General features: G+C 71.3%; 23 protein-coding genes. 12 read left to right on the top strand and 11 right to left on the bottom strand.

The window, feature by feature from the left end; genetic code table 11:
- Window positions 1–39: 39 nt before the first annotated feature.
- Window positions 40–1,272, top strand: a complete 1,233-nt coding sequence (locus Q1A98_RS07200) for a fatty acid desaturase (RefSeq protein WP_299571410.1) — start codon at window positions 40–42, stop codon at window positions 1,270–1,272.
- A 10-nt stretch (window positions 1,273–1,282) separates the two neighbouring features.
- On the opposite strand, the gene rsgA is transcribed toward Q1A98_RS07200, so the two are convergent.
- The 3 genes from rsgA to Q1A98_RS07185 all read right to left on the bottom strand — a co-directional run bounded on the left by rsgA (window position 1,283) and on the right by Q1A98_RS07185 (window position 4,213).
- Window positions 1,283–2,332, bottom strand: coding sequence for a ribosome small subunit-dependent GTPase A (gene rsgA, locus Q1A98_RS07195; RefSeq protein ID WP_299571408.1), 1,050 nt, complete (start codon window positions 2,330–2,332; stop codon window positions 1,283–1,285).
- Window positions 2,325–3,584, bottom strand: a complete 1,260-nt coding sequence (gene aroA, locus Q1A98_RS07190; RefSeq protein WP_299571405.1) for a 3-phosphoshikimate 1-carboxyvinyltransferase — start codon at window positions 3,582–3,584, stop codon at window positions 2,325–2,327. The genes rsgA and aroA overlap by 8 nt, the downstream gene beginning before the upstream one ends.
- A gap of 62 nt (window positions 3,585–3,646) precedes the next feature.
- A complete protein-coding gene (locus Q1A98_RS07185; RefSeq protein ID WP_299571403.1) occupies window positions 3,647–4,213 on the bottom strand; it encodes a hypothetical protein in 567 nt (188 codons plus the stop codon).
- Between the two features lie 70 nt (window positions 4,214–4,283).
- Here Q1A98_RS07185 and Q1A98_RS07180 point away from each other — a divergent pair, with 70 nt between their 5' ends.
- Complete coding sequence (locus Q1A98_RS07180; protein ID WP_299571400.1) at window positions 4,284–5,108, top strand: SOS response-associated peptidase; 825 nt, start codon at window positions 4,284–4,286, stop codon at window positions 5,106–5,108.
- Window positions 5,109–5,319: 211 nt separating this feature from the next.
- Here the strand turns inward: Q1A98_RS07180 and Q1A98_RS07175 are convergent, their stop codons facing one another.
- Window positions 5,320–5,739: an aminoacyl-tRNA deacylase gene (locus tag Q1A98_RS07175; RefSeq protein WP_299571397.1), complete on the bottom strand. Its 420-nt coding sequence runs from the start codon at window positions 5,737–5,739 to the stop codon at window positions 5,320–5,322.
- Window positions 5,740–6,069: 330 nt separating this feature from the next.
- Here Q1A98_RS07175 and Q1A98_RS07170 point away from each other — a divergent pair, with 330 nt between their 5' ends.
- From Q1A98_RS07170 to Q1A98_RS07155, 4 genes are all read left to right on the top strand, one after another.
- Window positions 6,070–6,795: a sigma-70 family RNA polymerase sigma factor gene (locus Q1A98_RS07170; RefSeq protein WP_299571859.1), complete on the top strand. Its 726-nt coding sequence runs from the start codon at window positions 6,070–6,072 to the stop codon at window positions 6,793–6,795.
- Window positions 6,792–7,118: a mycothiol system anti-sigma-R factor gene (rsrA, locus tag Q1A98_RS07165; RefSeq protein ID WP_299571395.1), complete on the top strand. Its 327-nt coding sequence runs from the start codon at window positions 6,792–6,794 to the stop codon at window positions 7,116–7,118. Before Q1A98_RS07170 ends, rsrA begins: the two co-directional genes overlap by 4 nt.
- Window positions 7,119–7,397: 279 nt before the next feature.
- Window positions 7,398–7,613 (top strand): biotin/lipoyl-binding carrier protein, encoded by a 216-nt coding sequence (locus tag Q1A98_RS07160; RefSeq protein ID WP_299571393.1) that lies wholly within the window; start codon window positions 7,398–7,400, stop codon window positions 7,611–7,613.
- A gap of 19 nt (window positions 7,614–7,632) precedes the next feature.
- Window positions 7,633–9,123 (top strand): sensor histidine kinase, encoded by a 1,491-nt coding sequence (locus tag Q1A98_RS07155; protein ID WP_299571391.1) that lies wholly within the window; start codon window positions 7,633–7,635, stop codon window positions 9,121–9,123.
- A 72-nt stretch (window positions 9,124–9,195) separates the two neighbouring features.
- Here the strand turns inward: Q1A98_RS07155 and Q1A98_RS07150 are convergent, their stop codons facing one another.
- The 3 genes from Q1A98_RS07150 to Q1A98_RS07140 all read right to left on the bottom strand — a co-directional run bounded on the left by Q1A98_RS07150 (window position 9,196) and on the right by Q1A98_RS07140 (window position 11,679).
- Complete coding sequence (locus tag Q1A98_RS07150; RefSeq protein ID WP_299571388.1) at window positions 9,196–9,450, bottom strand: WhiB family transcriptional regulator; 255 nt, start codon at window positions 9,448–9,450, stop codon at window positions 9,196–9,198.
- A gap of 253 nt (window positions 9,451–9,703) precedes the next feature.
- Window positions 9,704–10,672: a diacylglycerol kinase family protein gene (locus Q1A98_RS07145; RefSeq protein ID WP_299571385.1), complete on the bottom strand. Its 969-nt coding sequence runs from the start codon at window positions 10,670–10,672 to the stop codon at window positions 9,704–9,706.
- Window positions 10,673–10,683: 11 nt separating this feature from the next.
- The gene (locus Q1A98_RS07140) at window positions 10,684–11,679 is read right to left on the bottom strand and encodes an alpha/beta fold hydrolase (RefSeq protein WP_299571382.1); all 996 of its coding nucleotides are present in this window, start codon (window positions 11,677–11,679) and stop codon (window positions 10,684–10,686) included.
- An 87-nt stretch (window positions 11,680–11,766) separates the two neighbouring features.
- Between Q1A98_RS07140 and Q1A98_RS07135 the strand changes: the two genes are divergently transcribed.
- On the top strand, window positions 11,767–12,216 hold the full coding sequence (locus Q1A98_RS07135) for a hypothetical protein (protein WP_299571380.1): 450 nt from the start codon (window positions 11,767–11,769) through the stop codon (window positions 12,214–12,216).
- 84 nt (window positions 12,217–12,300) lie between these two features.
- Here the strand turns inward: Q1A98_RS07135 and Q1A98_RS07130 are convergent, their stop codons facing one another.
- Window positions 12,301–12,981, bottom strand: coding sequence for an acid phosphatase (locus Q1A98_RS07130; protein ID WP_299571378.1), 681 nt, complete (start codon window positions 12,979–12,981; stop codon window positions 12,301–12,303).
- A gap of 130 nt (window positions 12,982–13,111) precedes the next feature.
- Here Q1A98_RS07130 and Q1A98_RS07125 point away from each other — a divergent pair, with 130 nt between their 5' ends.
- Window positions 13,112–13,900, top strand: a complete 789-nt coding sequence (locus Q1A98_RS07125; RefSeq protein ID WP_299571375.1) for a ParA family protein — start codon at window positions 13,112–13,114, stop codon at window positions 13,898–13,900.
- A gap of 37 nt (window positions 13,901–13,937) precedes the next feature.
- Here the strand turns inward: Q1A98_RS07125 and Q1A98_RS07120 are convergent, their stop codons facing one another.
- Entirely contained in the window at window positions 13,938–15,254 is a 1,317-nt protein-coding gene (locus Q1A98_RS07120) for a PQQ-binding-like beta-propeller repeat protein (protein ID WP_299571373.1), read from the bottom strand.
- A 33-nt stretch (window positions 15,255–15,287) separates the two neighbouring features.
- A complete protein-coding gene (locus Q1A98_RS07115) occupies window positions 15,288–17,132 on the bottom strand; it encodes a DEAD/DEAH box helicase (protein WP_299571371.1) in 1,845 nt (614 codons plus the stop codon).
- Between the two features lie 161 nt (window positions 17,133–17,293).
- Between Q1A98_RS07115 and Q1A98_RS07110 the strand changes: the two genes are divergently transcribed.
- Both Q1A98_RS07110 and Q1A98_RS07105 read left to right on the top strand, forming a co-directional pair.
- Window positions 17,294–18,049 (top strand): ferritin-like fold-containing protein, encoded by a 756-nt coding sequence (locus Q1A98_RS07110; protein WP_299571370.1) that lies wholly within the window; start codon window positions 17,294–17,296, stop codon window positions 18,047–18,049.
- Window positions 18,050–18,173: 124 nt separating this feature from the next.
- Window positions 18,174–18,407, top strand: coding sequence for a DUF3107 domain-containing protein (locus tag Q1A98_RS07105; protein WP_299571369.1), 234 nt, complete (start codon window positions 18,174–18,176; stop codon window positions 18,405–18,407).
- Between the two features lie 27 nt (window positions 18,408–18,434).
- Here the strand turns inward: Q1A98_RS07105 and Q1A98_RS07100 are convergent, their stop codons facing one another.
- Window positions 18,435–19,028, bottom strand: a complete 594-nt coding sequence (locus Q1A98_RS07100; RefSeq protein WP_299571856.1) for a TetR/AcrR family transcriptional regulator — start codon at window positions 19,026–19,028, stop codon at window positions 18,435–18,437.
- Window positions 19,029–19,141: 113 nt separating this feature from the next.
- Between Q1A98_RS07100 and Q1A98_RS07095 the strand changes: the two genes are divergently transcribed.
- Both Q1A98_RS07095 and Q1A98_RS07090 read left to right on the top strand, forming a co-directional pair.
- Window positions 19,142–20,128, top strand: a complete 987-nt coding sequence (locus Q1A98_RS07095) for an alpha/beta fold hydrolase (protein ID WP_299571366.1) — start codon at window positions 19,142–19,144, stop codon at window positions 20,126–20,128.
- A gap of 64 nt (window positions 20,129–20,192) precedes the next feature.
- The gene (locus Q1A98_RS07090) at window positions 20,193–21,392 is read left to right on the top strand and encodes a DUF3152 domain-containing protein (RefSeq protein ID WP_299571364.1); all 1,200 of its coding nucleotides are present in this window, start codon (window positions 20,193–20,195) and stop codon (window positions 21,390–21,392) included.
- Window positions 21,393–21,417 lie beyond the last annotated feature (25 nt).

Genomic DNA, 21,417 nt, shown 5'->3' with positions numbered 1-21,417 from the left:
GACCACACCACGCCGATCGTCTGAGAGGGCTGATCCACCATGGCCATCACCGACATCAACACCTACGCCCATCTGTCCGACGAGGACGTCGCCGCGCTCGGCCGCGAGCTCGACGCGCTCCGTCGTGAGGTCGAGGCCGATCGGGGAACGCGCGACGCGAAGTACCTGCGGCGGACCATCACCGCCCAGCGGATTCTCGAGGCCGCGGGCCGACTCGTGTTGTGGAACAACCGCTCCCGGACCGGCTGGCTCGCCGGGACCGGCCTCCTCTCGGTGGCCAAGATCATCGAGAACATGGAGCTCGGCCACAACGTCATGCACGGCCAGTGGGACTGGATGAACGATCCCGAGGTGCACTCCTCGTCGTGGGAATGGGACATGGTGTGTGCCGCCCCGCACTGGAAGCACTCCCACAACGTGGTCCACCACAAGTACACGAACGTGTGGGGCATGGACGAGGACCTCGGCTACAAGGTGATGCGCGTGACCCGCGACGAGCCCTGGCAGCCGAAGCACCTCGGCGGGCCGTTCATCAACGTGTTCCTCGCCGCGACGTTCGAGTGGGGCATCGCCCTGCACGACCTCGACCTCAAGGAGGTCGTCTCCGGCGAGAGGCCGTGGGACGAGGCACGTCCCGAGGTCCTCACCTTCGTCCGCAAGGTCGCTCGGCAGTTGGCCAAGGACTACGTGCTGTTCCCGGCGCTGTCGGGTCGGCGGGCCCGCCGGACCATGACGGCGAACCTCACGGCCAACCTCGTCCGCAACCTGTGGGCCTACGTCGTCATCTTCTGCGGCCATTTCCCCGACGGCGCCGAGAAGTTCACCGTCGAGTCTTTGCAGGACGAGACCCCCGGACAGTGGTACCTGCGCCAGATGCTGGGGACGGCCAACTTCCGCGCCGGACCGGCGATGGCGTTCATGAGCGGCAACCTCTGCTACCAGATCGAGCACCACCTGTTCCCCGACCTGCCGAGCAACCGGTACGCCGAGATCGGCCTGCGGGTGCGACAGCTCTGTGCCGAGTACGACCTGCCGTACACGACGGGCTCGCTGGCACGGCAGTACGGACAGACCCTGCGCACGATCTGGAAGCTGTCGCTGCCCGACCGCTTCCTGAATGCCACGGCCGACGACGCCCCGGAGACCGCGTCCGAGCGGCGCTGGTCGTCGCTGCCCACCGGCGCCACCGACGACCCGTCTCGTCGCACACGTCGCATCCAGAGCGGGCTCAAGACCGCGATCGCCCGTCGGCGTCAGCGCGTCGCGGCCTGACCCGTCGGCGTCAGGGACGCTCGGGCTCTTCTGCGCGTCCGGGATCCTCGATCCGTCCGCGGGCCGGATCGGTGGCCTGCAGCAGGCGTCGGACGGCCATCGCGCGGCGACCGGCGGTCCCGGTCAGGTCGTCCAGCGCGCACTCGGGGTCCGACGGCGGCCCGAGGTGACGGCATCCGCGCGGACAGTTCTCGACGACCTCCGCCAGGTCGGCGAACGCCTTCACGACGTCGTCGGGCGAGACGTGGGCCAGTCCGAACGAGCGGATCCCGGGGGTGTCGATGACCCACCCGCCGCCGGGGAGGCGCAACGCCACCGACTGCGTCGAGGTGTGTCGTCCCTTGCCGACGCCGGACACGACGCCCACGGCGCGGTGGGCGTCGGGCACGAGGCGGTTCACCAGCGTCGACTTGCCGACGCCGGAGTGCCCGATGAGGCACGTGACCTTCCCGGTCAGCATGTCGGCGACGACGTCGGTCGGGTCGTCGCGACCGGCGACGACGATCGGCAGCTCGAGGTCCTCGAACGCTTCGCGGAACTCGGCGGGGTCGGCCAGGTCGGACTTCGTCAGACACAGGATCGGTTGCGGCCCACCGGCGTACGCCGCGACCAGTGCGCGTTCGACGAACCCGGTCCGCGGCGGGGGATCGGCCAGTGCGGTGACGATCAGCAGCTGCTCGGCGTTGGCGACGACGATCCGCTCGTAGGGGTCGGTGTCGTCGGCCGTACGCCGCAGCACCGTCGTGCGCTCGGCGACGCGCACGATCCGGGCCAGCGACCCCTCGTCGCCCGACAGGTCACCGACCACCGACACGTGATCGCCCACCACCACCGGAGTGCGGCCGAGTTCGCGGGCGCGCATGCAGACGACCTCGCGCTCGTCGGGGGTGTCGAGGACGCACCCCCACCGACCGCGGTCGCGGGAGACGACGAGTGCCTCGACCGCGTCGTCGTGCGCCGGTCGGGTCTTCGTCCGGGGGCGACTGCCCCGACCCGGCCGGACCCGGACGTCGCTCTCGTCGTACTGACGCGCGGACCGGCCCGCCCCGGAGTCAGCCACCCAGCATCGCCGACCACATCGCGGGGAAGTCCGGCAGCGTCTTCGACGTGCAGGCGATGTCGTCGACCTCGACGCCGTCGACGACGAGGCCGATCAGCGCGCCCGCGGTGGCCATGCGGTGGTCGGCGTAGCTGTGCCAGGTGCCGCCGCGCAGCGTCGCCGGCTCGATCCGCAGGCCGTCGGCGGTCTCGGTACAGCGCCCGCCGAGGCCGGTGATCTCGGCGGTGAGCGCGGCGAGGCGGTCGGTCTCGTGGCCGCGCAGGTGCGCGATGCCCGAGAGCGTCGAGGGTGAGCCCGCGAGCGCGCACACCGCGGCGATCGTCGGGGTCAGTTCGCCGATGTCGCCCAGATCGGCGGTGATGCCCTGCAATCGGTCGGGGCCGCGGACGGTGAGGGTCCCGTCGGCGAGCGACGTCGACGCGCCCATCTCCTCGAGGACGTCGACGATCTGCGCGCCCGGCTGCGTGGTGCGTGGCGGCCAGTACGGCACCGACACCGATCCTCCGGTGGCCGCGGCCGCCGCGAGGAACGCCGCCGCGTTGGACAGGTCGGGTTCGATCGTCCGGTCGACGGCGGCGATCGGGCCGGGAGCGACGCGCCACGTGTTCGCCTCGCCGTCGTCGACGGTGACGCCCGCGGTGCGCAGCATCTCCACGGTCATGTCGATGTGGGGTTGAGACGGAACGGGTTTCCCCACGTGGTGGATTTTGATCCCCGCGTCGAAGCGGGCGGCACCGAGCAGCAGGCCGGACACGAACTGCGACGACGACGACGCGTCCAGGGTGACCGTGCCGCCCGGAGCGGAACCCGTGCCGGTGATGCTGAAGGGCAGCGCGGTGCCTTCCACCGCGACGCCGAGATCGGCCAGAGCGCGGAGGATCACGTCGACCGGTCGGGCGCGCATCTGCTCGTCGCCGTCGACCGTCACCACCCCGTCGGCGAGCGCGGCCAGCGACGGGACGAACCGCATCACCGTGCCGGCCAGACCGCAGTCGACATGCCCGCCGTGCAACGGGCCGGGGGTGACGGTCACCGTCGTGGGATCCGCCTCCACCGACACCGCCACGCCGAGCGCGCGGAGCGCGTCGAGCATGAGGTCGGTGTCGCGGCTGCGCAGGACACCGCGCAGCGTGCTCGGTCCGTCGGCGAGCGCAGCGAGGACCAAGGCGCGGTTGGTGATCGACTTGGAGCCGGGCAGCGTCACCGTCGCCGACACCGGGGTGGTCGCGGTCGGTGCGGGCCAGGTGCTCATCGTCGCCGATTGTCCCACGCACGCCGGCCGGTCCCGGGGACACGGCATCGGCGTCGGCGGTCTCAGTGCGCGACGAGCACCTTGATCGCCACGATGGCCGTCGCGACCGCCGCGGTGACGAGCGCTCCGACGAGCACCCGCACCGTCATCGGGCGGTCCTGCAGACGTTGGATGGCGATCTCGGCCAGCGCGATCCGCACGATCGGCCCGGCGCCGGCCAGCGCATAGGCCCACGTCGTCGACAGGGCACCGAGCCAGCCGAGCGCGAGGAAGAACGCCGGGAACGCACCCGACGAGGCGATCGGCAGGGCGTCGCGCAGTTCGGCCGCCGCGGCGCGGGCACGGACCCGATCGGTGCGGTCGTCGGTGACGTCCCCGATCGCGCGGTACGCCACGACCTCGGCGAACACGTGCGCCAGGAACGTCGTCGCGGTGGTGCCCAGGACGATGAGCACCGCCGACCCGTCCTCGATCGCGTGCGGATCGACCACGACGACCGCCGCGAGGGCCAGCAGGGTGCCGTAGACGTACGCGGACATGCGAGCGCGGGCGCGGTGCGGTTCGAGGGGACCGTGCGGGCGATGGACGAGTCGTCGATACCGCCGGGCCAGGGCCGCACGAGTGCTCATCGTCGGATGCTCGCACGACGGCGGACCGTTCGGGACGCAGGACGTCGGTGCGGGGTGTCAGCATGGACCCATGTGCGGACGCTATGCGGTGACGACCGACCCGGCGACGCTCGCCGCCGAGCTGGACGCGCTCGACGAGGTGAGCGCACCGGCGTCGCAGGAGACGGAGAAGGACGTGCAGGAGTCCGCGGACACCGGTGACTCCGCGACCACCGGCAGGCGCGGACCCGGTGTCAACTACAACGTGGCCCCGACGACGACGATCATGACCGTCGTCGCCCGCCACGACCACGACGACCCGGACTCGGCGGCGCGGATGCGTGTCCGTGCCATGCGCTGGGGGCTGGTCCCGCCGTGGACGAAGGACCTCGCGAAGGCGCCGTTGCTGTTCAACGCCCGCGCCGAGAGCGTCGCGGAGAAGGCGTCTTTCAAGACGTCGCTGAAGGGTCGTCGGGCGTTGATCCCGATGGACGGCTGGTACGAGTGGCGCAAGGACACCGGCGCGGACGGCAAGCCCGCGAAGACACCGTTCTTCATGTCGCCGGTCGACGGGACCCGGCTGTTCATGGCCGGCCTGTGGACCACATGGCGGCCCAAGGACGCCGACGCCGACACCCCGCCCCTGATGAGCTGCACGATCATCACGACCGACGCGGTCGGCGAGTTGCGCAACATCCACGACCGGATGCCGCTGATCATGCCGTCGGAGAACTGGGACGCCTGGCTCGATCCGGACTCACCCCCGGCGCAGTCGCTGCTCGCCCCGCCGTCGGACGAGGTCGTCGCGGCGATCGAGCGGCGCGAGGTGGCACCCCTGGTGAATCGCGTCGCCAACAACGGTCCCGACCTCCTCGCACCCGTGGGGGAGAAGCCGGAGCAGCAGACCCTCCTCTGAGCCACCGAGTGGGCCGAAACACCCCGCCGAGCGGCAGTCTCGCCGCACGCGTCGACCGTGCGAACGGCTCGGCGGCGATTGTCTGCACGGTCGAGGGGATCTACCGCACGGTCGACGACGACTATGTGCCCGCTTGGCGGTTGGTTTCGGCACGCTCGGCGGAGGTTTTCGGCACGCTCGACGGGTGACGCCGGGGCGGATTCTGGGCTGCTCAGGCGCAGATGTCGGCGACGGCGGCGTCGGTGACGGCGACGAGGTCGGCGGGGGAGAGTTCGATCTCGAGCCCACGCCGACCGCCGCTGCAGAAGATCGTCGCGTAGCCCGTCGCCGACGCGTCGACGACCGTCGGCAATGCACGACGTTGGCCGACGGGGGAGACCCCTCCGAGGACGTAGCCCGTCACCCGTGTCACCGCGGCGGCCTCGGCCATGTCGACCCGCGGTACGCCCAGTGCCGCCGCCACCGCCTTCGGGGCCATCCGCCGGGGGACGGGCACGACGGCGACCGCGAGCCCGGCCCGACCGGCCCCGGGTGCCGCGACCACCAGCGTCTTGAAGACCCGCTCGGCAGCGACGTCCATTGCCGCACCGAGGTGATCGACCGCCTCCTCACCGAACGATCCGTTCACCATCACAGAACGGTAACGGTGAACGGTGTAGGGCACCCTTGCTCGGGTCAGGGCGGCGGTCGCCGGAGTGCTCACGCCCACGTCAGACGCCTTTCGGACGGATCACGAGATTCGAGCCACATGCTGCGGAACATTCTCCCCCGTGCCACTGTTGTGCGATTCGAAGACAGGATCCGACCCGCAGATCCGACGAGTGTTCACCGTCTCGTTACCGATTTGCGATCACGGATCAACCGGTCTGCCCGACCGGGACAGCACGAGGACGAGGAGGTCGACATGCTGGGCACTGTCCTGGACGCACCGACCGGCGTCCGACCCGTGTTCGTCCACCACATGCCCTCGGTAGGCTCATCGGATGGCCGTGATCATGGCCGGTCACGTGTGAGCACAGCCGAGAGGGTGTTGGTGAGCGATCCCGAAGCGACGGCAGCGGCCGAGCCGGAGGCGATCGACCAGGAGGTCGAGACGCAGGCTGAACGCGATGCGCGGTTCGAGCGCGATGCGTTGCCCCTGCTCGACCAGATGTACGGCGCCGCGTTGCGCATGACGCGTAACCCGGCCGACGCCGAGGACCTGGTGCAGGAGACGTTCGTGAAGGCGTTCTCGGCCTTCCACTCGTTCAAGGCCGGCACCAACCTCAAGGCCTGGCTGTACCGCATCCTGACGAACACCTACATCAACGGGTACCGGAAGCGGCAGCGACAGCCCGCGCAGTACCCGACGGACGAGATCACCGACTGGCAGCTGGCCGCCACGGCCGAGCACACGTCGACCGGTCTGCGGTCGGCCGAGATCGAGGCGCTCGACGCCCTCCCGGACGACGACATCAAGAACGCACTGCAAGAGCTCCCGGAAGATTTCCGGATGGCCGTCTACTACGCCGATGTGGAAGGCCTGCCCTACAAGGAGATCGCCCAGATCATGGACACTCCCATCGGAACCGTCATGTCCCGATTGCACCGTGGCCGCAAGCAGCTCCGTTCGCTGCTCGCCGACGTCGCCGCGGAGCGTGGTTTTGCCCGTCGATCCGGTGGCGACACCGCGGAGGTGACCCGATGACCGCCGAGCACACCGACCGGACGCAGGTCCGTCAGGACGGGTTGAGCGCGGAGGAGAACGCCGAGTTCGAGCAGCTCGACTGTTCGGCCGTGATCGCCGACGTGTGGCTCCTGCTGGACAACGAGTGCGACGACGACGTGCGCGAGCGTCTGCAGTCGCACATCGACGAGTGCTCGAGCTGCCTCGCGCACTACGGCATCGAGTCGCAGCTGAAGAACCTGGTGAACCGCAAGTGCGGCGGCGACCGCGCTCCGGACTCCCTGCGCGACCGGCTGACCACCGAGATCCGCAAGACGGTCATCACCCGCGCGACCGAAGGCTGACACAACCCCTGCACACGACGAGGGCCGGACCTGTGATCAGGTCCGGCCCTCGTCGTGTGCGCTCACCACGTCAGGCGTTGGGGCGCTTGCCGTGGTTGGCGGCGTTCTTCTTGCGACTGCGCTTCTTGCGTCCTCGCTTGCCCATTCCGGACTCCCTTCGTCGGGCGCCATTCTCCCACGACCTGCGCACCGCATCCCAATCCGTCGCGATAGGTTGTCTCACGACAGTCGGCGTCGCGGCGACCCCGCGGCGTCGCAGCACCGGTGTGGAGGATGGCTGTGGCAGAACCAGTGGTGGCCGAGATCGTTGCGAGCGTCCTCGAGGTGGTCGTGTCCCCGGGACAGGAGATCGCCGTCGGCGACACCGTCGTCCTGCTGGAGTCGATGAAGATGGAGATCCCCGTCCTCGCCGAGGAGGCGGGCACCGTCGGTGAGGTGAAGGTCGCCGTGGGCGACGTCATCCAGGCCGGCGACGTCATCGCCACCATCGACTGAGCTCCTCGGTCACCCGAGCATGTCGACCCTCACCGATCTGCTCGCCGAGCACACCGATCTCTCCGGGGCCGTCGCCGGCCACCTCCAGCAGGTCGTCGCCGAGTGGCAACTCCTCGCCGACCTGTCCTTCGCCGACCTCCTCATGCTCGTCGAGGCCGACGGCGACGGGCTGATCTGTGTGGCCCAGTGCCGTCCCAACACCGCGTCGACGGTGTACCCGGTCGACCAGGTCGGGCAGTTCACCCCACTCGCCGACGACCCGTTGATCGCCGAGGCGATCCCGGCGGGTCGCATCGCGCGGGCAGCGCACCCGGTGGCCCTCGAGCTCGAGGTGCGGGGTGAGTCGGGCTCGATCCAGGTGCAGCGGGAGGCCGTCCCGGTGAAGTTCGACGGGCAGGTCGTGGCCGTCGTGATGCGCGCCGCGAACCTCGCGCAGCTGCGCCTGCCGTCGTCCCTGGAAACGTCCTACCGGGACTGCGCCGACGACCTCTCGCAGATGCTGGCCGACGGGGCGTTCCCACAGAACGAGGGCAACCCGCGCGGGCTGTCCACGCCGCGTGCCGGCGACGGGTTCATCCGCGTCGACGCCGACGGGATGGTCGCCTTCGCCAGCCCCAACGCGCTGTCGGCGGTGCACCGCATGGGATGGACCGCCGACCTCACCGGCAACCGCCTCGTCGACGTGATGTCGGAGCTGCTCACCGACCGCTTCGAGGCGGAGGAGGTCGTCGAGATGATCACGGACGCCGTCGCTGGGCGGTCGGGGATGCGGACCGAGGCCGACGCCCGCCGCGCGACGGTGCTGCTGCGCGCGGTGCCGCTGCACCCGGGTGGCCGGCCCGCGGGGGCGGCGGTGCTGCTGCGCGACGTCACCGAGCTCAAACGACGCGATCGGGCGCTCATCAGCAAGGACGCGACGATCCGCGAGATCCACCACCGGGTGAAGAACAACCTGCAGAGCGTCTCGGCGCTGCTGCGGTTGCAGGCGCGCCGCACCGACAACCCCGAGGCGCGGGGCGCGCTCAACGAGGCGGTCCGTCGCGTCGCGGCGATCGCTCTGGTGCACGAACTGCTGTCCGGATCGGTCGACGAGGCCGTCGACATCGACGTCGTCGTCGACCAGCTGGTGCCGGTGCTCGCCGATGTCGCGGTCGGTGACGGTCAGGCCGTCGTGCGCCGTGCGGGCAGTCTCGGTGTGCTGCCGTCGGACCTCGCGATGCCGATGGTGATGGTGCTGACCGAGCTCATCCAGAACGCCGTCGAACACGGTTTCTCCGACGGTGACGAGGGGGAGGTGGTCATCGACGCCGACCGCAACACCCGCCGACTCGTCGTCACCGTGCGCGACGACGGTGTCGGGCTGCCGGAGGGCTTCGACCTGCGGGCCGCCGAACGTCTCGGGCTACAGATCGTGCACACGCTGGTGCGGATCGAACTCGGCGGCACTCTGGAACTCACCACGCGCCCGGAAGGCGGCACCCAGGCGGTCCTGACCGTCCCGCTGCGCTGAGCGGTCCGGCCGACCCCGGACATGCGACGAGCCCGGCGGGATCCGCCGGGCTCGTCGTCGAGGTCCGAGTGATCAGACGACGCTGCGGCTCCGGGTGCGCGCGTTGCGACGCTTCAGCGCGCGACGCTCGTCCTCGCTCATGCCGCCCCACACACCCGCATCCTGGCCGGACTCGAGCGCCCACGAGAGGCACTCGGCGGTCACGGGGCAGCGGTTGCAGACGAGCTTCGCGTCGGCGATCTGTGCGATGGCCGGGCCGCTGGTCCCCACGGGGAAGAACAGCTCCGGATCCTCGTCACGACAGATCGCCTTGTGCCGCCAGTCCATTCCTGCTCCTTCGCATGCGCGTTCCACACGCGCGCCGATGTCATGTCTCGTTCATCTGTGCGTACTCAATGTTTCCGCACTGTTGCTTGTGAATGCTTTCACGAATCACGAACAAGTCAATGGTGTCGCCCCTACACGTGGGCAACGTCACTGACTCGACCGGGGTACCCCGTCGTGTCCTCGAACCGTTGTACTACGGTCGGAGGATCTGTGCCGAGAATTTCCTGATCAGGCCAGTGATCCCCGTCACGCGTCAGCGGCGTGGTCCGGCCCCGATCGGAGGGGCCACGACCTCGATCCGGTCCCGCACGCAGCCGAACTCCGCGACCGTCCGTTCCCCGATGTAGTCGCCGTCCATCTGCAGGTCCGTCGGCTCGGACGCGTCGATCCGCACACCGGCGACGTCGTCGTCGCGGTCGAGGTGACCGATGCGCGGTGGCTTGCCGAGCAGCAGCTGTGCCGACAGCGCCAGGATGCGCAGCACCCGCATCGACCGCACCGCGAACAGTCCGAGGCCGGTGGAGTAGTCGGTCCCCGGGTTGGTCCAGACCGGACGGTCACCGATGTAGGTCCAGGGGTTGGCGTTGCTGACGAAGGCGAAGTGCACACCCTCGATCACGCGCGAGCCGCCGTCGGGTTCGGGGACGGTCACCGTGAGCTTCGGCGACCGCCGCGAGCCGCGCAGGAAATGAGTGACCGTGGTGGCGATGTAGCGGGCGTCGCTGGCCGCTTTGCCCGCGCGGCGCTGGTCCTCGATCGAGTGCACCACCTCGGCGTCCACGCCCACCCCCGCGTTGAACAGGAACCAGCGGTCGTCGACGTGACCCAGGCTGATCCGCCGACGCGACCCGACCGACAGCAGCGTGACCAGCTGGCCCGTCGCCTGGAGCGGCTCCGCGAGCACCCCCAGGGATCGGGCGAAGACGTTGGCGCTGCCCCCGGGGACCACGGCGAGCGCGGGGACGGGCCCGGACTCGGCGGGTGCGCCCGGCGGGGCGATGAGCCCGTTGACGACCTCGTTCACGGTGCCGTCGCCGCCGTGGACGATGACGACCTCGAAACCGCGCGCCCCGGCGCCGGCGGCGATCTCACCCGCGTGCCCCCGATGCGTGGTGAGTTCGACGGTCAGGTCGCATCGTGCCGACAGCGTGTGCGCCAGCGCGTCCCGTCCTGCGTCGGTCGTCGACGTCGCGAACGGGTTGACGATCAGCAGGGCGCGCACGATGTCCGAGCCTAGAGGGTCACGCCTCCGGCAGAGCCCGGCCCGTCGCGCCGCTCGTCCCGGGCCGCGATCTGCGCGTCGACGTGGTCGAGTGCGCGGGCGGTGAGATCCGCGTAGCGCGCGGGGTCGGCGACGGGCAGGTCGTGGTCCGCGTCGGCCTCGACGACGTGTGCGCCGAGCAGGTCCGCGGCCTCCCGCTGCAGGCGCGGGGGACAGACGCGGTCGGATCGGAGCAGGGTGACGACCGTCGGACAGGTCGGTCGCAGGTGCCGGTGGTCGGTGCGCCCGACGGCCGCGAACACCGTCGCGAGGCGCGGACGTCCGGACACCGTCATCTGCCGGGAGATCCACTCCCATCGCGCCGCGGCGTGGGGGCTGCGACGCGCGGCGATGCGCCAGTACCGCGCCGGCAGCGACCGCGTCGCCTGGTCGAGACCCAGGCGGTGCACCGTGGAGACGCCCTGGAGGAACACCCGCTCGCGCACGTCGACGGCGTAGCGCATGGCCGCGGCCTGGACGACGATCCCCGCCACCCGGGACGGGTGTCGGTCCGCCGTCACCATCGCGGTGATGCCACCGAGGGAGTACCCGCACAGGACGGCCGCGGGGACACCGAGATGGTCGAGGACGGCGACGATGTCGTCGGCGACGTCGGTGAACGCGAAGCGCCGCACCCGGATCCCCGAGCCGTGGTTCGGCAGGTCGAACACGATGGCCGGGCGACGACCCCCGACCACGTCGGCCAGAGCGAAGAAGTTCAGGTCGGCGGTGAGCGTGACCCCGTGCAGCACCACGACGGGTGGCCGGTCGGTGTCGTGCAGGCCCGGCGTGTGGTGCACCGTCAGCCGCCCGCGGTCACCGAGGTCGACGACGGTCGTCTCGGTCCACGGGAGGACGGGCTCGGCGAGCTGCGGCACCCCGCGTACCGGGGCGAGCATCGCGGTCACCGACCGCAGATCGGACACCACCGGCGCCACCGCGCGCACCGCCGTCATCGTCCGGGTCACACGACGGACGCTGGCACACCGTGTCCCGGGCGTCAACGACCGCCTCGACGGCGAGGCGTGCAGCGCAGCGGAACTAGGCTGGCCCCCGTGACATCCGATCCGTCCGGCCCGGACCCGCAGGACACCCGTCAGGGCGACCCGCCGCCGACCGCGGTGCGTCGTGCCGGCCTCGTCGTCGCGCTCGAGGGTGCGGTCGGGGTCGTCGCCGGCATCGTGTTCCTCGTCCGCGGACTCACCGGGGCCGAGGACTCCGGGTTCATCAACGACTACGGGACCGCGGCCTGGTTCGCGATCCTCGGTGCCGGTGTGATGGCCGGTGGCGTCGCGCTCATCCGCGGGCGACGGTGGGGCCGCGCGATCGCCGTCGTCGCCCAGATCCTGCTGATCCCTGTCGCGTTCGCGCTTCTCACCGACAGCGGGCGCCCCTACTTCGGGGCGCCCCTGCTCGTTGTCGTCGTCATCGTCCTCGGGATGCTGTTCTCACCGAAGTCCGTGCGATGGCTCTCGGGCGAGGCCGCCCCCGACGCCGACGACTGACGCCGGCGCTCAGATCATCCGACGGCTCGGCCAATCAGCTCATCCGACGGCTCGGCCAATCAGCTCATCCGACGGCTCGGCCACTCAGCTCATCCGACGGCTCGGCCGTCCTGCATCGACGTAGTCGGCGCTCCGATACCCCGTGATCCCCAGCGCGGTCAGGTTCTGCGATCGCCCGTCGAACCCCAGTACGGCGATCGACGCGGGCAGCATCGACAGGTGCTGTCCGAGTCCGATCGGCGCGCCGACCCACCGCGCCAGCAGGCTGCGCGAGAAATGGCCGTGCGTCACGACGACGACGTCCCCGATGTCGAGTCGCGGCTGGATGCTGTCGATCACCCCGTCGACCCGACGTGTCATGTCGTCGGGTGACTCGCCGCCGGGTCCACCGTCGGCGAAGACGGTCCACCCCGGATCGTCGCGGTGGATGTCGGGGCTGGTCCGTCCCTCGTAGTCGCCGTAGTCCCACTCCGTCACCGACTCGTCGAGGGCGTCGACCCGCAACCCCGCGAGCTCCGCGGTGCGCTGCGCGCGCTTCCGCGGCGAGCTGATCACCCACGGCGACGTCAGCGACAACTCGCCGACCGGTCCGGCCAGCGATCGCGCCTGCTGCACCCCGAGTTCGGTGAGGTCGATGTCGGTGGTCCCGGTGTGCCGCCCCGTCTTCGACCACTCCGTCTCACCGTGTCGGATGACGACGAGTCGGTGGGTCGGGGAGCCTCCGGAGGTGGTTGCTGCGGCCTCCGGCCGTGTCGTCTCGACCATGTGCCCATCGTGGCACCCGCACGCCTATCCTCGACAGGCACGGTGCCCGCACAGCAGGACGCGGCCCGCCGACGTCCCAGTGCTGGAGAGGGAGCCGCCCGATGACCGTCCCCGTGTCCGCCGACCGCCGATGACCCGCATCCTCGCCGTCGCCAACCAGAAGGGCGGCGTCGCCAAGACGACGACCGTCGCGTCCGTCGGCGCCGCGCTCACCGAGATGGACCTCAACGTCCTCGTGGTCGACCTCGATCCGCAGGGATCGCTCACGTTCTCCCTCGGCCACGACCCCGACCAGCTCGAGGTGTCGGTGCACGAGGTGATGCTCGGCGAGGCGGAGATCGTCGACGCCCTGCTGAACACCGAGGACGGCATGACGCTGCTCCCCGCCACCATCGACCTCGCCGGTGCCGAGGCGCTGCTCCTGATGCGTCCCGGTCGCGAGTACGCGCTCAAGCGTGCCCTGGCGCAGGTCGCCCAGGACTACGACGTCATCCTCATCGACTGCCCGCCGTCCCTCGGCGTCCTGACGCTCAACGGCCTGACCGCGGCGTCGGAGGTCGTGGTCCCGCTGCAGTGCGAGACGCTCGCGCACCGCGGCGTCGGCCAGCTCCTGCGCACGGTCACCGAGATCCAACAGATCACCAACCCCGACCTCACCCTGCTCGGGGTCGTCCCCACGCTCTACGACTCCCGGACCACCCACAGCCGTGACGTCCTCGCCGACGTCTCCGACCGGTACGACATGCCCGTCCTCCACCCGCCGATCCCGCGGACCGTCCGCTTCGCCGAGGCGTCGGCGTCGGGGACGAGCGTCATGACGGGTCGCAAGCACAAGGGGTCTCAGGCGTATCGCGAACTCGCGGAGAACCTCTGGGGCCACTGGGACGCGGGCAAGCCGCTGACGGTGGTCGAGGCCTGAACCGACCTCACCGGCACGCGTCGAGGGGCCGCGCGACTCAGTTCGAGCCGCGGAGCATGTGCACGACGCCGTCGTACTCGGCGGCGATGTTCGTGCCGATCGGTGTCAGGCCGACCGTCCCGCCGGTGTAGCCCGGGCGGGACACGGTGATCGTCCGCCGTTGCTCGCCGGTGGCCGGGTCGACGACGGTGATCCCCGACGGGCCCGGCACGACGAGGTCGGAGCCCATGAGGACAGCGGGGCCGAGGGTGCCCGGGATCTGATAGCGCGGCGTCAGGGCGGTCGGGTCCAGGACCACGGTCGCGCTGCCGGTGAACACGGTCAGCGCGACCTGCCCGTCACTGCTCGTCGAGCGCACCGGGATCGAGTTGGGCGGGATGTCCGTCGCGCCGAGCACCTCGTGGGTGCTGCGCAGCGTGGCGTCGGTGCCGTAGACGCGGATCTCCGGGCCGGTCGCCGGTGGCCCGCCGGTCGTCGCGGTGGGAGAGCCGCCGCGGTAGACGGCGACGGCCCCCGAGGACACGGCGACCACCCGTGGGACAGGCCCGGCGGTGCCGTCGGTGATGAGGCGCGAGCCGAGCTGGGTGACCTTGCCGTCCTTGTCCTGCGACGCGGCGATCACGGTGAGGCGGTAGCCGCTCTCGTCCGGGCACTGCTCGACGACCGCGATGTCGTCGGCGCCGGTGGCGCTCGACTGGAGGCGGCACCCGGATCGCGGCTGCGTGTTCGGCTGCACCGGCGCGGACACCCGCCCGTACTCGACGCCGCGGACAAGCGACGATCCCCACGACTCGAGGCGACTGTCGCCCTGCGCGACGACGTAGTCCGACGCTGTGGACAGCGAGATCTGCTCGTCGGCGTCGCTGCTGCGGCTCGCCGAGCGTCGGCCGTCGTCGGCGCGCAACGCGGTCACCTCACCGCAGCCGCGGCTGTTGCGGTAGGCCGCGACCACCCGCGGTGCCGACGGGTACGCCGCGATCACGCCGCACAGCGGCAGGTTCCGGCGGTAGCTCCACAGAACAGACCCGTCGTCGGGGTCGTGCGCGACGACGGACCCGCCGTCGGCGGTGACGACGGCGGACTCGGTCACGACGGGCATCGGCGTGACGGGCGACGGCGCCGTCCACCCGGGGACCAGGGTCGCGGGCGCCGCGGTGGCCTCGGCGAGGGGCTGCAGCGCGACCGGCGCCGAGTCCACCTCGGTGTGCCGGGACGGGCTGACCCACCAGACGACCGCCCCGATGACGACCACGACGACGACGACGACCGCCGAGACGATCAGGTCCGTGCGAGTCCGGCGTTCCGGACGGATCCGGCGCTTCGACCCCGACGGCCGGGTCATCGTCGGGCTCATCGGTGAGCGGTCCCCCTGAGGTGGGTCAGCGGATCACTGGTCGGACGAGGCGGTGGCCTGCGACGACGTCGAGCCCTCCGCCGACGCGCCGCGTCCACGGCCGCGACGACGCCGCCGCCGCGGACGGGACGACCCGTCGCCGTCGCTCTGTGCGGAGTCGGGACCCGAGCTGTCCGACGACGTCTCCGACGTGGGGGCCTTCGGGGCCTTCGCGGCGGGCGCGCCGTCGTCCGCGGAGCGTGCGCCGCGGGTGCGTCGACGCTCACGGTTGGCGCGCGGCGCGCGCTGCTCGCGACGGCCGCCGTCGGAGGTGCCCTCCCGCTCCTTCGGCGCGGGCGGGGCGATGCGACCGGTGGCCGACTCCGGGATGGACAGGTCCGAGCGGAGGTGCTCCGACGAGGAGTAGGTCTCCACCGGCTCCGGGATGCCGAGGTCGAGGGCGTCGTTGATGAGCTTCCACTTGTGCAGCTCGTCCCAGTCGACGAGGGTCACGGCGATGCCGGTGCGACCCGCACGGCCGGTACGACCGATCCGGTGCACGTACGCCTTGTCGTCCTCGGGGCACTGGTAGTTGATGACGTGGGTGACGTCGTCGATGTCGATGCCGCGGGCGGCGACGTCGGTGGCGACGATGACGTCGATCGACCCGTCGCGGAAGCGTCCGAGGGCCTTCTCGCGAGCGACCTGACCGAGGTCGCCGTGCACGGCACCCACCTTGAACCCGCGCTCGGCGAGGTCGTCGGCGACCTTCTGCGCGGTCCGCTTGGTGCGGGTGAAGATCATGGTCGCGCCACGGCCCTCGGCCTGCAGGACCCGCGCCACCAGCTCGGCCTTGTCCAGCGCGTGCGCGCGGTAGGCGTGCTGCTTGGTGCGGTCGTGCACGGCGGAGTCACCCGCGTGCTCGGCCCGGATGTGGGTGGGCCGGTTCAGGAAGGTCCGCGCCAGCGTGACGATCGGGCCGGGCATGGTGGCCGAGAACAGCATCGTCTGACGCTGGTCGGGCAGGGCCCGCATGATGCGCTCGATGTCGGGCAGGAAGCCGAGGTCGAGCATCTCGTCGGCCTCGTCGAGGACGAGGATCTGGACCTTGCCCAGGATCAGATGGCCCTGCTGGGCGAGGTCGAGGAGTCGGCCGGGCGTGCCGACGACGACGTCGGCGCCGGCCTGCAGCTCGGCGATCTGCGACTCGTAGGGACGTCCGCCGTAGATCGAGACGATCGAGAGCTTGCGCTTCGGGTTGGGCTGCGGGTCGACCTCGATGCCTTTGCCCGCGACCTGCAGGTCGCCGGTGACCTGCAGGCACAGCTCGCGGGTCGGGACGATGACGAGGGCACGCGGGGTGCCGTCGAGCGGACGCAGCGGGCCGTCGCTGCCGGGCTTCACCTGCGTGATGCGGTGCAGCAGCGGGACGCCGAACCCGAAGGTCTTGCCCATGCCGGTGCGGGCCTGGCCGATGAGGTCGTCGCCGGCGAGGGCGAGCGGGAGGGTGAGCTCCTGGATCGCGAAGGTGTGGGTCTTGCCGTCGGCCTCGAGCGCGGCGACGATCTCGTCGCTGACGCCCAGCTCGGCGAAGGTCGGGGCGACGTGGGTGTCGGTGTCGACGATCGTCGTCTGGGGGACGTCCGGGTCGATCGGGGACTCGCCGGTGACGATGGTGGTGCCGTCGGTGTCCGTGGTCTCGTCGGCGGTGCTGATGTTGTCGGTACTGATGTCGGTGCCTTCCGGTGTCGCGTCTGCGCGTACCCGGGTTCGGTGGCGTTCTCGAGGGGGCGGGAGCCGCCCGCGGAAGCTTCGGCGTCGGCGTCTCGCCTGCGACGGGCCGGTCGATCGCGGCTGCCGCGGAGGCGTCGACGGACGCGGTACGCGCGCATCTGTCATGACGATCGGGTTCCGCCGCGGCGACGCGGACGCGGGTCTCGTGTCGCCGGTCGCAGCGGCGACCGTCCCCGCGAGTGTACGTCCTGGCTGCGGGGACGCCGCATCGACGCAGCGTGGACGGGTCCGGCGCGCCCCCTCGGGGGGTCGCCTACGATCGCCGCATGCCCGCCTCGAGCCACGGACAGGACCCGCAGTCGCCACCCGCCGAGGTGCTCCCCGGATCGTCGGCCTCCATCGCCCCGCACGTCCGTCCGCGCGGGGAGACGCGGCCCCTGCCCGACGACCACCCCGGCGTCAGCGCGCTCTTCGGGGTGCTGCTCGCGGGTGAGATCGCGGCGTTCTACCGGCTGACCGCGGAGGCCGAGATGGCCCCGGACCTGCGCGGACGGGTCGCGATGGCGCAGATGGCCGGCGCGGAGATGGTCCACTTCGAGATCCTGGCCGAGGAACTGACCCGCCGCGGCCACGACATCGGCGACACGGTCGCGCACTACGCGCCCGTGCTCGACCGCTACCACGGGTCGACCACGCCCAACACGTGGCTCGAGTCGATGGTGAAGGCCTACATCGGCGACGGGCTGGCCGCCGACTTCTACCTCGAGGTCGCCCACACCCTGCCCGCCGAGGCCGAGGCGATCGTGCAGAAGGTGATGTCCGAGACCGGGCACTCCGAGTTCGCGTGCGATCAGGTGCGTGCGGCGGTCGCGGCCGACCCGGACCTCACCTCACCGCTGCGGTTGTGGGGTCGACGCCTGCTGGGCGAGGCGATCACCCAGGCGCAACACGTGCTGGCCTCCGAGGAGGCGCTCACCGACGTCCTCTTCAGCGAGGCCGCCGACCTCGGGCGCGTCTCGGCGTTCTTCGAGTCCATCCAGGAGCGTCACGCCGCGCGCATGCGCGACCTCGACCTCGGCTGACGCCGCGCGCGGCGGTACGCCCACAGCGGAAGCCCGTGGGTCCGGGCCGTCCTGCTCCACTAGCCTTGGGCTGACAGCCCTGAGGGATCGAACCCAATCGGGTGACGCATGGAGGAGGACGACCGTGGCGGTGGACGTGAAGATCGGTATCTCGGACAGCTCGCGAGAGGTGCTCGTGCAGACCGATCAGACGAGCGACGACGTGCACGCCGCCGTCGAGGCCGCCCTCTCCGGCAAGGAGCAACTTCTGCGTCTCACCGACGACAAGGGCGCCCGGTTCCTCATCCCGGTCACGAAGATCGCCTACGTCGAGGTCGGTTCGGCCGAGCGTCCGCGCGTCGGCTTCGGCGCCGCCTGACCGACGCCCGGCCCCTCCTGACGGGGGTCAGCCCTGCGGCGCGTAGCCCTGCAGCGGCACCCGCGACAGCCCGCCCCACAGCAGGGCGACGGTGGTCTCGACCGCGTCGGCCTTGCTGATGGGGCGGCGTGCGTCGAGCCAGTAGCGGGCGTTGACCTGGCTGGCGCCGACGAGTCCGGCGGCCAGCATCCGGGAGCGGTAGGGGTCCAGTCCGGAGTCGTGCATGACGAGTCCGTAGACGGCGTCGACGCACGCTTCGGTGGCGCTCTCCACGCGGCGGATCGCGGCCGGGTCCAGTGCGTCGGACTCGAAGATGAGCCGGTAGCCCTGGTGGTCCTGGTCGATGAAGTCGAAGAACGCCTGCACCGCGGCGCGCACGCGCAGACGGTTGTCGGTGGTGGTCTCCAATGCCTTGCGCACCTGCGAGACCATCGCCTCGGCATGCTCCTCGAGCACCGCGAGGTAGAGGTCGAGCTTGCCCGGGAAATGTTGGTACAGAACGGGTTTGCTCACCCCGGCGTGGATGGCGATCTCGTCCATCCCCGCGGAGTGGTACCCGCGTTCGACGAAGATCTCGCTGGCCGCGTCGAGCAGTTGCACGCGACGCGCGCTGCGGGGCATACGCGTGTTGCGACGCGTCGTCTCGTCGGCCACCCCGACGGAGTCGCGCTGGGGGGCTCCGGGCATGCGACGACCCTACTCGGACCTGCGCGGGGGTGAGGCATGCTGGACCGGTGTCGACACCCCGGGCCGAAGCGACGGCCTCGACGACGTCTCCCGCCGACCGCCTCGCCCCGCTCGACCGCACCAGTCCGCTGTGGCCGGGTAGCCGTGTCGAGATCGACGGTCGCGGTGTCTTCCTCCGTCGCGTGCCCCGGGCGGCAGGAGTCGAACCGCCGCCGCAGCGGGCGTTGTACGTCCACGGTCTGGGTGGCTCGTCGCTGAACTGGACCGATCTCGGTGAGGTCCTCGCGCCCATCCTCGACGGCCACGCGATGGACCTGCCGGGGTTCGGGTTCTCCGATCCACCCGCCCGCGACGACTACTCACTCACGGCGATGGTCGAGTCGGTGATCGCCGTCCTCGACCACCTCGGCGGCGCGCACCTCGTCGGCAACTCCCTGGGCGGCGCGATCGTCGCGCGGGTCGCCGCGGCACGCCCGGACCTCGTGACGACGCTGACGCTGATCTCGCCGGCCTTCCCCGACCTGCGCCCGCGCATCCGACGACTCAGCTTCGTGCCGCTGACGCTCGCGCAGGTCCCGCGGGTCGGCCCGGCGGTGTTCGGCTACCTCGGACGCTCGCACCCGGAGCGTCAGGTCGCGCAGACACTGCGCGAGATCATGGTCGACCCGTCACGCCTCGGACCGGTCCGTACCGCGCAGGCCGTCGAGCACGCGATCGCCCGCGCCGGTCTGCCGTGGGCGCCGGTGGCCCTGTCGCGGACGCTGACGTCGCTGGTCACCAGCTGGGTGTGGATGTCGGGCCGAACCCACTGGCAGGCCGCCACCGCGATCGCGTCGCCGACGCTGGTGATCTGGGGCGGCCGCGACAAGCTCGTCAGCTCCGCGATCGCACCGCGGCTGGTCCGCGCGATCCCGGACTCCCGACTCGTGATGTTCGGTGCGGTCGGCCACGTCTGTCAGATGGAGATCCCGGTGGAGACGGCCCGCGAGATCGCGCGTCACGTCGGGGCCGCGGCCGGGTCGACCACCCGCTGACGTCGTCCGACGCCCCCGGCGAGGGTCCCCGAGCGCCCACCGCACGTGTGAGATGGTGGCCGACGTGAGCACCGGCGGCGGTGGACGTCCCCGCACCCCGACGGCGCCCGGTCCGCAGGGTCCGTCGGCGCCCCGCGGTGGCTACCCCACGCCCGGCGGCCCGCCCGGTCCCGGCGGACCCCCACCCGGTGTCGGGCCGGGCCACCCGTCGGGTCCCATGCCCTCCGGTCGACCGCCGCGCCCCGAGGGCCCGGCGTTTCCCCCGCCGCAGGCACTGCCGTCCGGTGCGACGCCGCCGCGCCCCGATCGTCCCCGCGACGACCAGCCGCTGCGCGCGCACTGGGACCCCACCGGGGTGGACACCCGCGGTCGCCGCGGGCCCCGACCGCCGCGCAAGAAGCAGAGCGCGCTGGGCCGGTTCGTCAGCACCTACGGGTGGCGGGCGTACGCGATCCCCGTGTTGGTCGTCCTCACCGTGGTGCTGCTCGTCGTGACGATCACCGACGACGGGTCGTCGAGTTCCGCGCAGCCGGCGACGACCCCGTCGGAGACGCGCAACACCGCGGTCAACTCCGAGACCACGGCGATCGGCGCGCCGAGCGGGTCGATCGCCGCGTCGAGCCTGCCCGCGGGTCAGCTCCCCGACGGTGGCCCGTTCACCACCGACGGCGCGAAGTCGTGGCGGACGGTGCAGGGGACCACCGGCGTCGTCGGCAATCCCCGCGCGAGCCGAACGTACACCTACTCCGTCGAGGTCGAGAACGGCCTGAACCCCGCGGACTACGGCAGCGACAGCGCGTTCGGGAAGCTCGTCGACGCGACCCTGTCCAACCCGCGCAGCTGGATCGGCGGGGGAGCGGTGGCGTTCCGCCGCGTCGACGGCGGCAACCCCGACTTCCGTGTGTCCCTGACGTCGACGAACACCACCCGTGAACTGTGCGGCTACCAGATCAAGCTCGAATCGTCCTGCTACTACCCACCCGAGGGCCGCGTCACCGTGAACGAGGCGCGGTGGGTCCGGGGTGCGGTGTCCTACCAGGGCGACGACCTGCTCTACCGGCAGTACCTGATCAACCACGAGGTCGGCCACGCCATCGGCTACGAGCAGCACGAGCCGTGTGGCAGGCAGGGCGCGTTGGCGCCGATCATGATGCAGCAGACGTTCGGTGTCTCGAACAGCCAGATCATGGCCCTCGACCCCGACATGCGCGCCGACCGTGACCTCACCTGCCGCGCCAATCCCTGGCCGTTCCCCCAGGCCTGAGGTTCAGCGACGTCACAGGCCTACC

Origin of the sequence: uncultured Williamsia sp. (genome assembly GCF_947494875.1) — a bacterium.
GTDB lineage: Bacteria > Actinomycetota > Actinomycetes > Mycobacteriales > Mycobacteriaceae > Williamsia_A.
This window is presented reverse-complemented; position numbering and strand designations above follow the sequence as displayed.

What these genes read in the sequence shown, in the direction of transcription:
- Q1A98_RS07125 (WP_299571375.1), top strand. Translation starts at nt 13,112, where the DNA reads ATGACCCGCATCCTCGCCGTCGCCAACCAGAAGGGCGGCGTCGCCAAG.
- Q1A98_RS07120 (WP_299571373.1), bottom strand. Translation starts at nt 15,254, where the DNA reads ATGAGCCCGACGATGACCCGGCCGTCGGGGTCGAAGCGCCGGATCCGT.
- aroA (WP_299571405.1), bottom strand. Translation starts at nt 3,584, where the DNA reads ATGAGCACCTGGCCCGCACCGACCGCGACCACCCCGGTGTCGGCGACG.
- Q1A98_RS07115 (WP_299571371.1), bottom strand. Translation starts at nt 17,132, where the DNA reads ATGACAGATGCGCGCGTACCGCGTCCGTCGACGCCTCCGCGGCAGCCG.
- Q1A98_RS07180 (WP_299571400.1), top strand. Translation starts at nt 4,284, where the DNA reads ATGTGCGGACGCTATGCGGTGACGACCGACCCGGCGACGCTCGCCGCC.
- Q1A98_RS07130 (WP_299571378.1), bottom strand. Translation starts at nt 12,981, where the DNA reads ATGGTCGAGACGACACGGCCGGAGGCCGCAGCAACCACCTCCGGAGGC.
- Q1A98_RS07175 (WP_299571397.1), bottom strand. Translation starts at nt 5,739, where the DNA reads ATGGTGAACGGATCGTTCGGTGAGGAGGCGGTCGATCACCTCGGTGCG.
- Q1A98_RS07150 (WP_299571388.1), bottom strand. Translation starts at nt 9,450, where the DNA reads ATGGACTGGCGGCACAAGGCGATCTGTCGTGACGAGGATCCGGAGCTG.
- rsrA (WP_299571395.1), top strand. Translation starts at nt 6,792, where the DNA reads ATGACCGCCGAGCACACCGACCGGACGCAGGTCCGTCAGGACGGGTTG.
- Q1A98_RS07100 (WP_299571856.1), bottom strand. Translation starts at nt 19,028, where the DNA reads ATGCCCCGCAGCGCGCGTCGCGTGCAACTGCTCGACGCGGCCAGCGAG.
- Q1A98_RS07155 (WP_299571391.1), top strand. Translation starts at nt 7,633, where the DNA reads ATGTCGACCCTCACCGATCTGCTCGCCGAGCACACCGATCTCTCCGGG.
- Q1A98_RS07185 (WP_299571403.1), bottom strand. Translation starts at nt 4,213, where the DNA reads ATGAGCACTCGTGCGGCCCTGGCCCGGCGGTATCGACGACTCGTCCAT.
- Q1A98_RS07170 (WP_299571859.1), top strand. Translation starts at nt 6,070, where the DNA reads ATGCCCTCGGTAGGCTCATCGGATGGCCGTGATCATGGCCGGTCACGT.
- Q1A98_RS07200 (WP_299571410.1), top strand. Translation starts at nt 40, where the DNA reads ATGGCCATCACCGACATCAACACCTACGCCCATCTGTCCGACGAGGAC.
- Q1A98_RS07110 (WP_299571370.1), top strand. Translation starts at nt 17,294, where the DNA reads ATGCCCGCCTCGAGCCACGGACAGGACCCGCAGTCGCCACCCGCCGAG.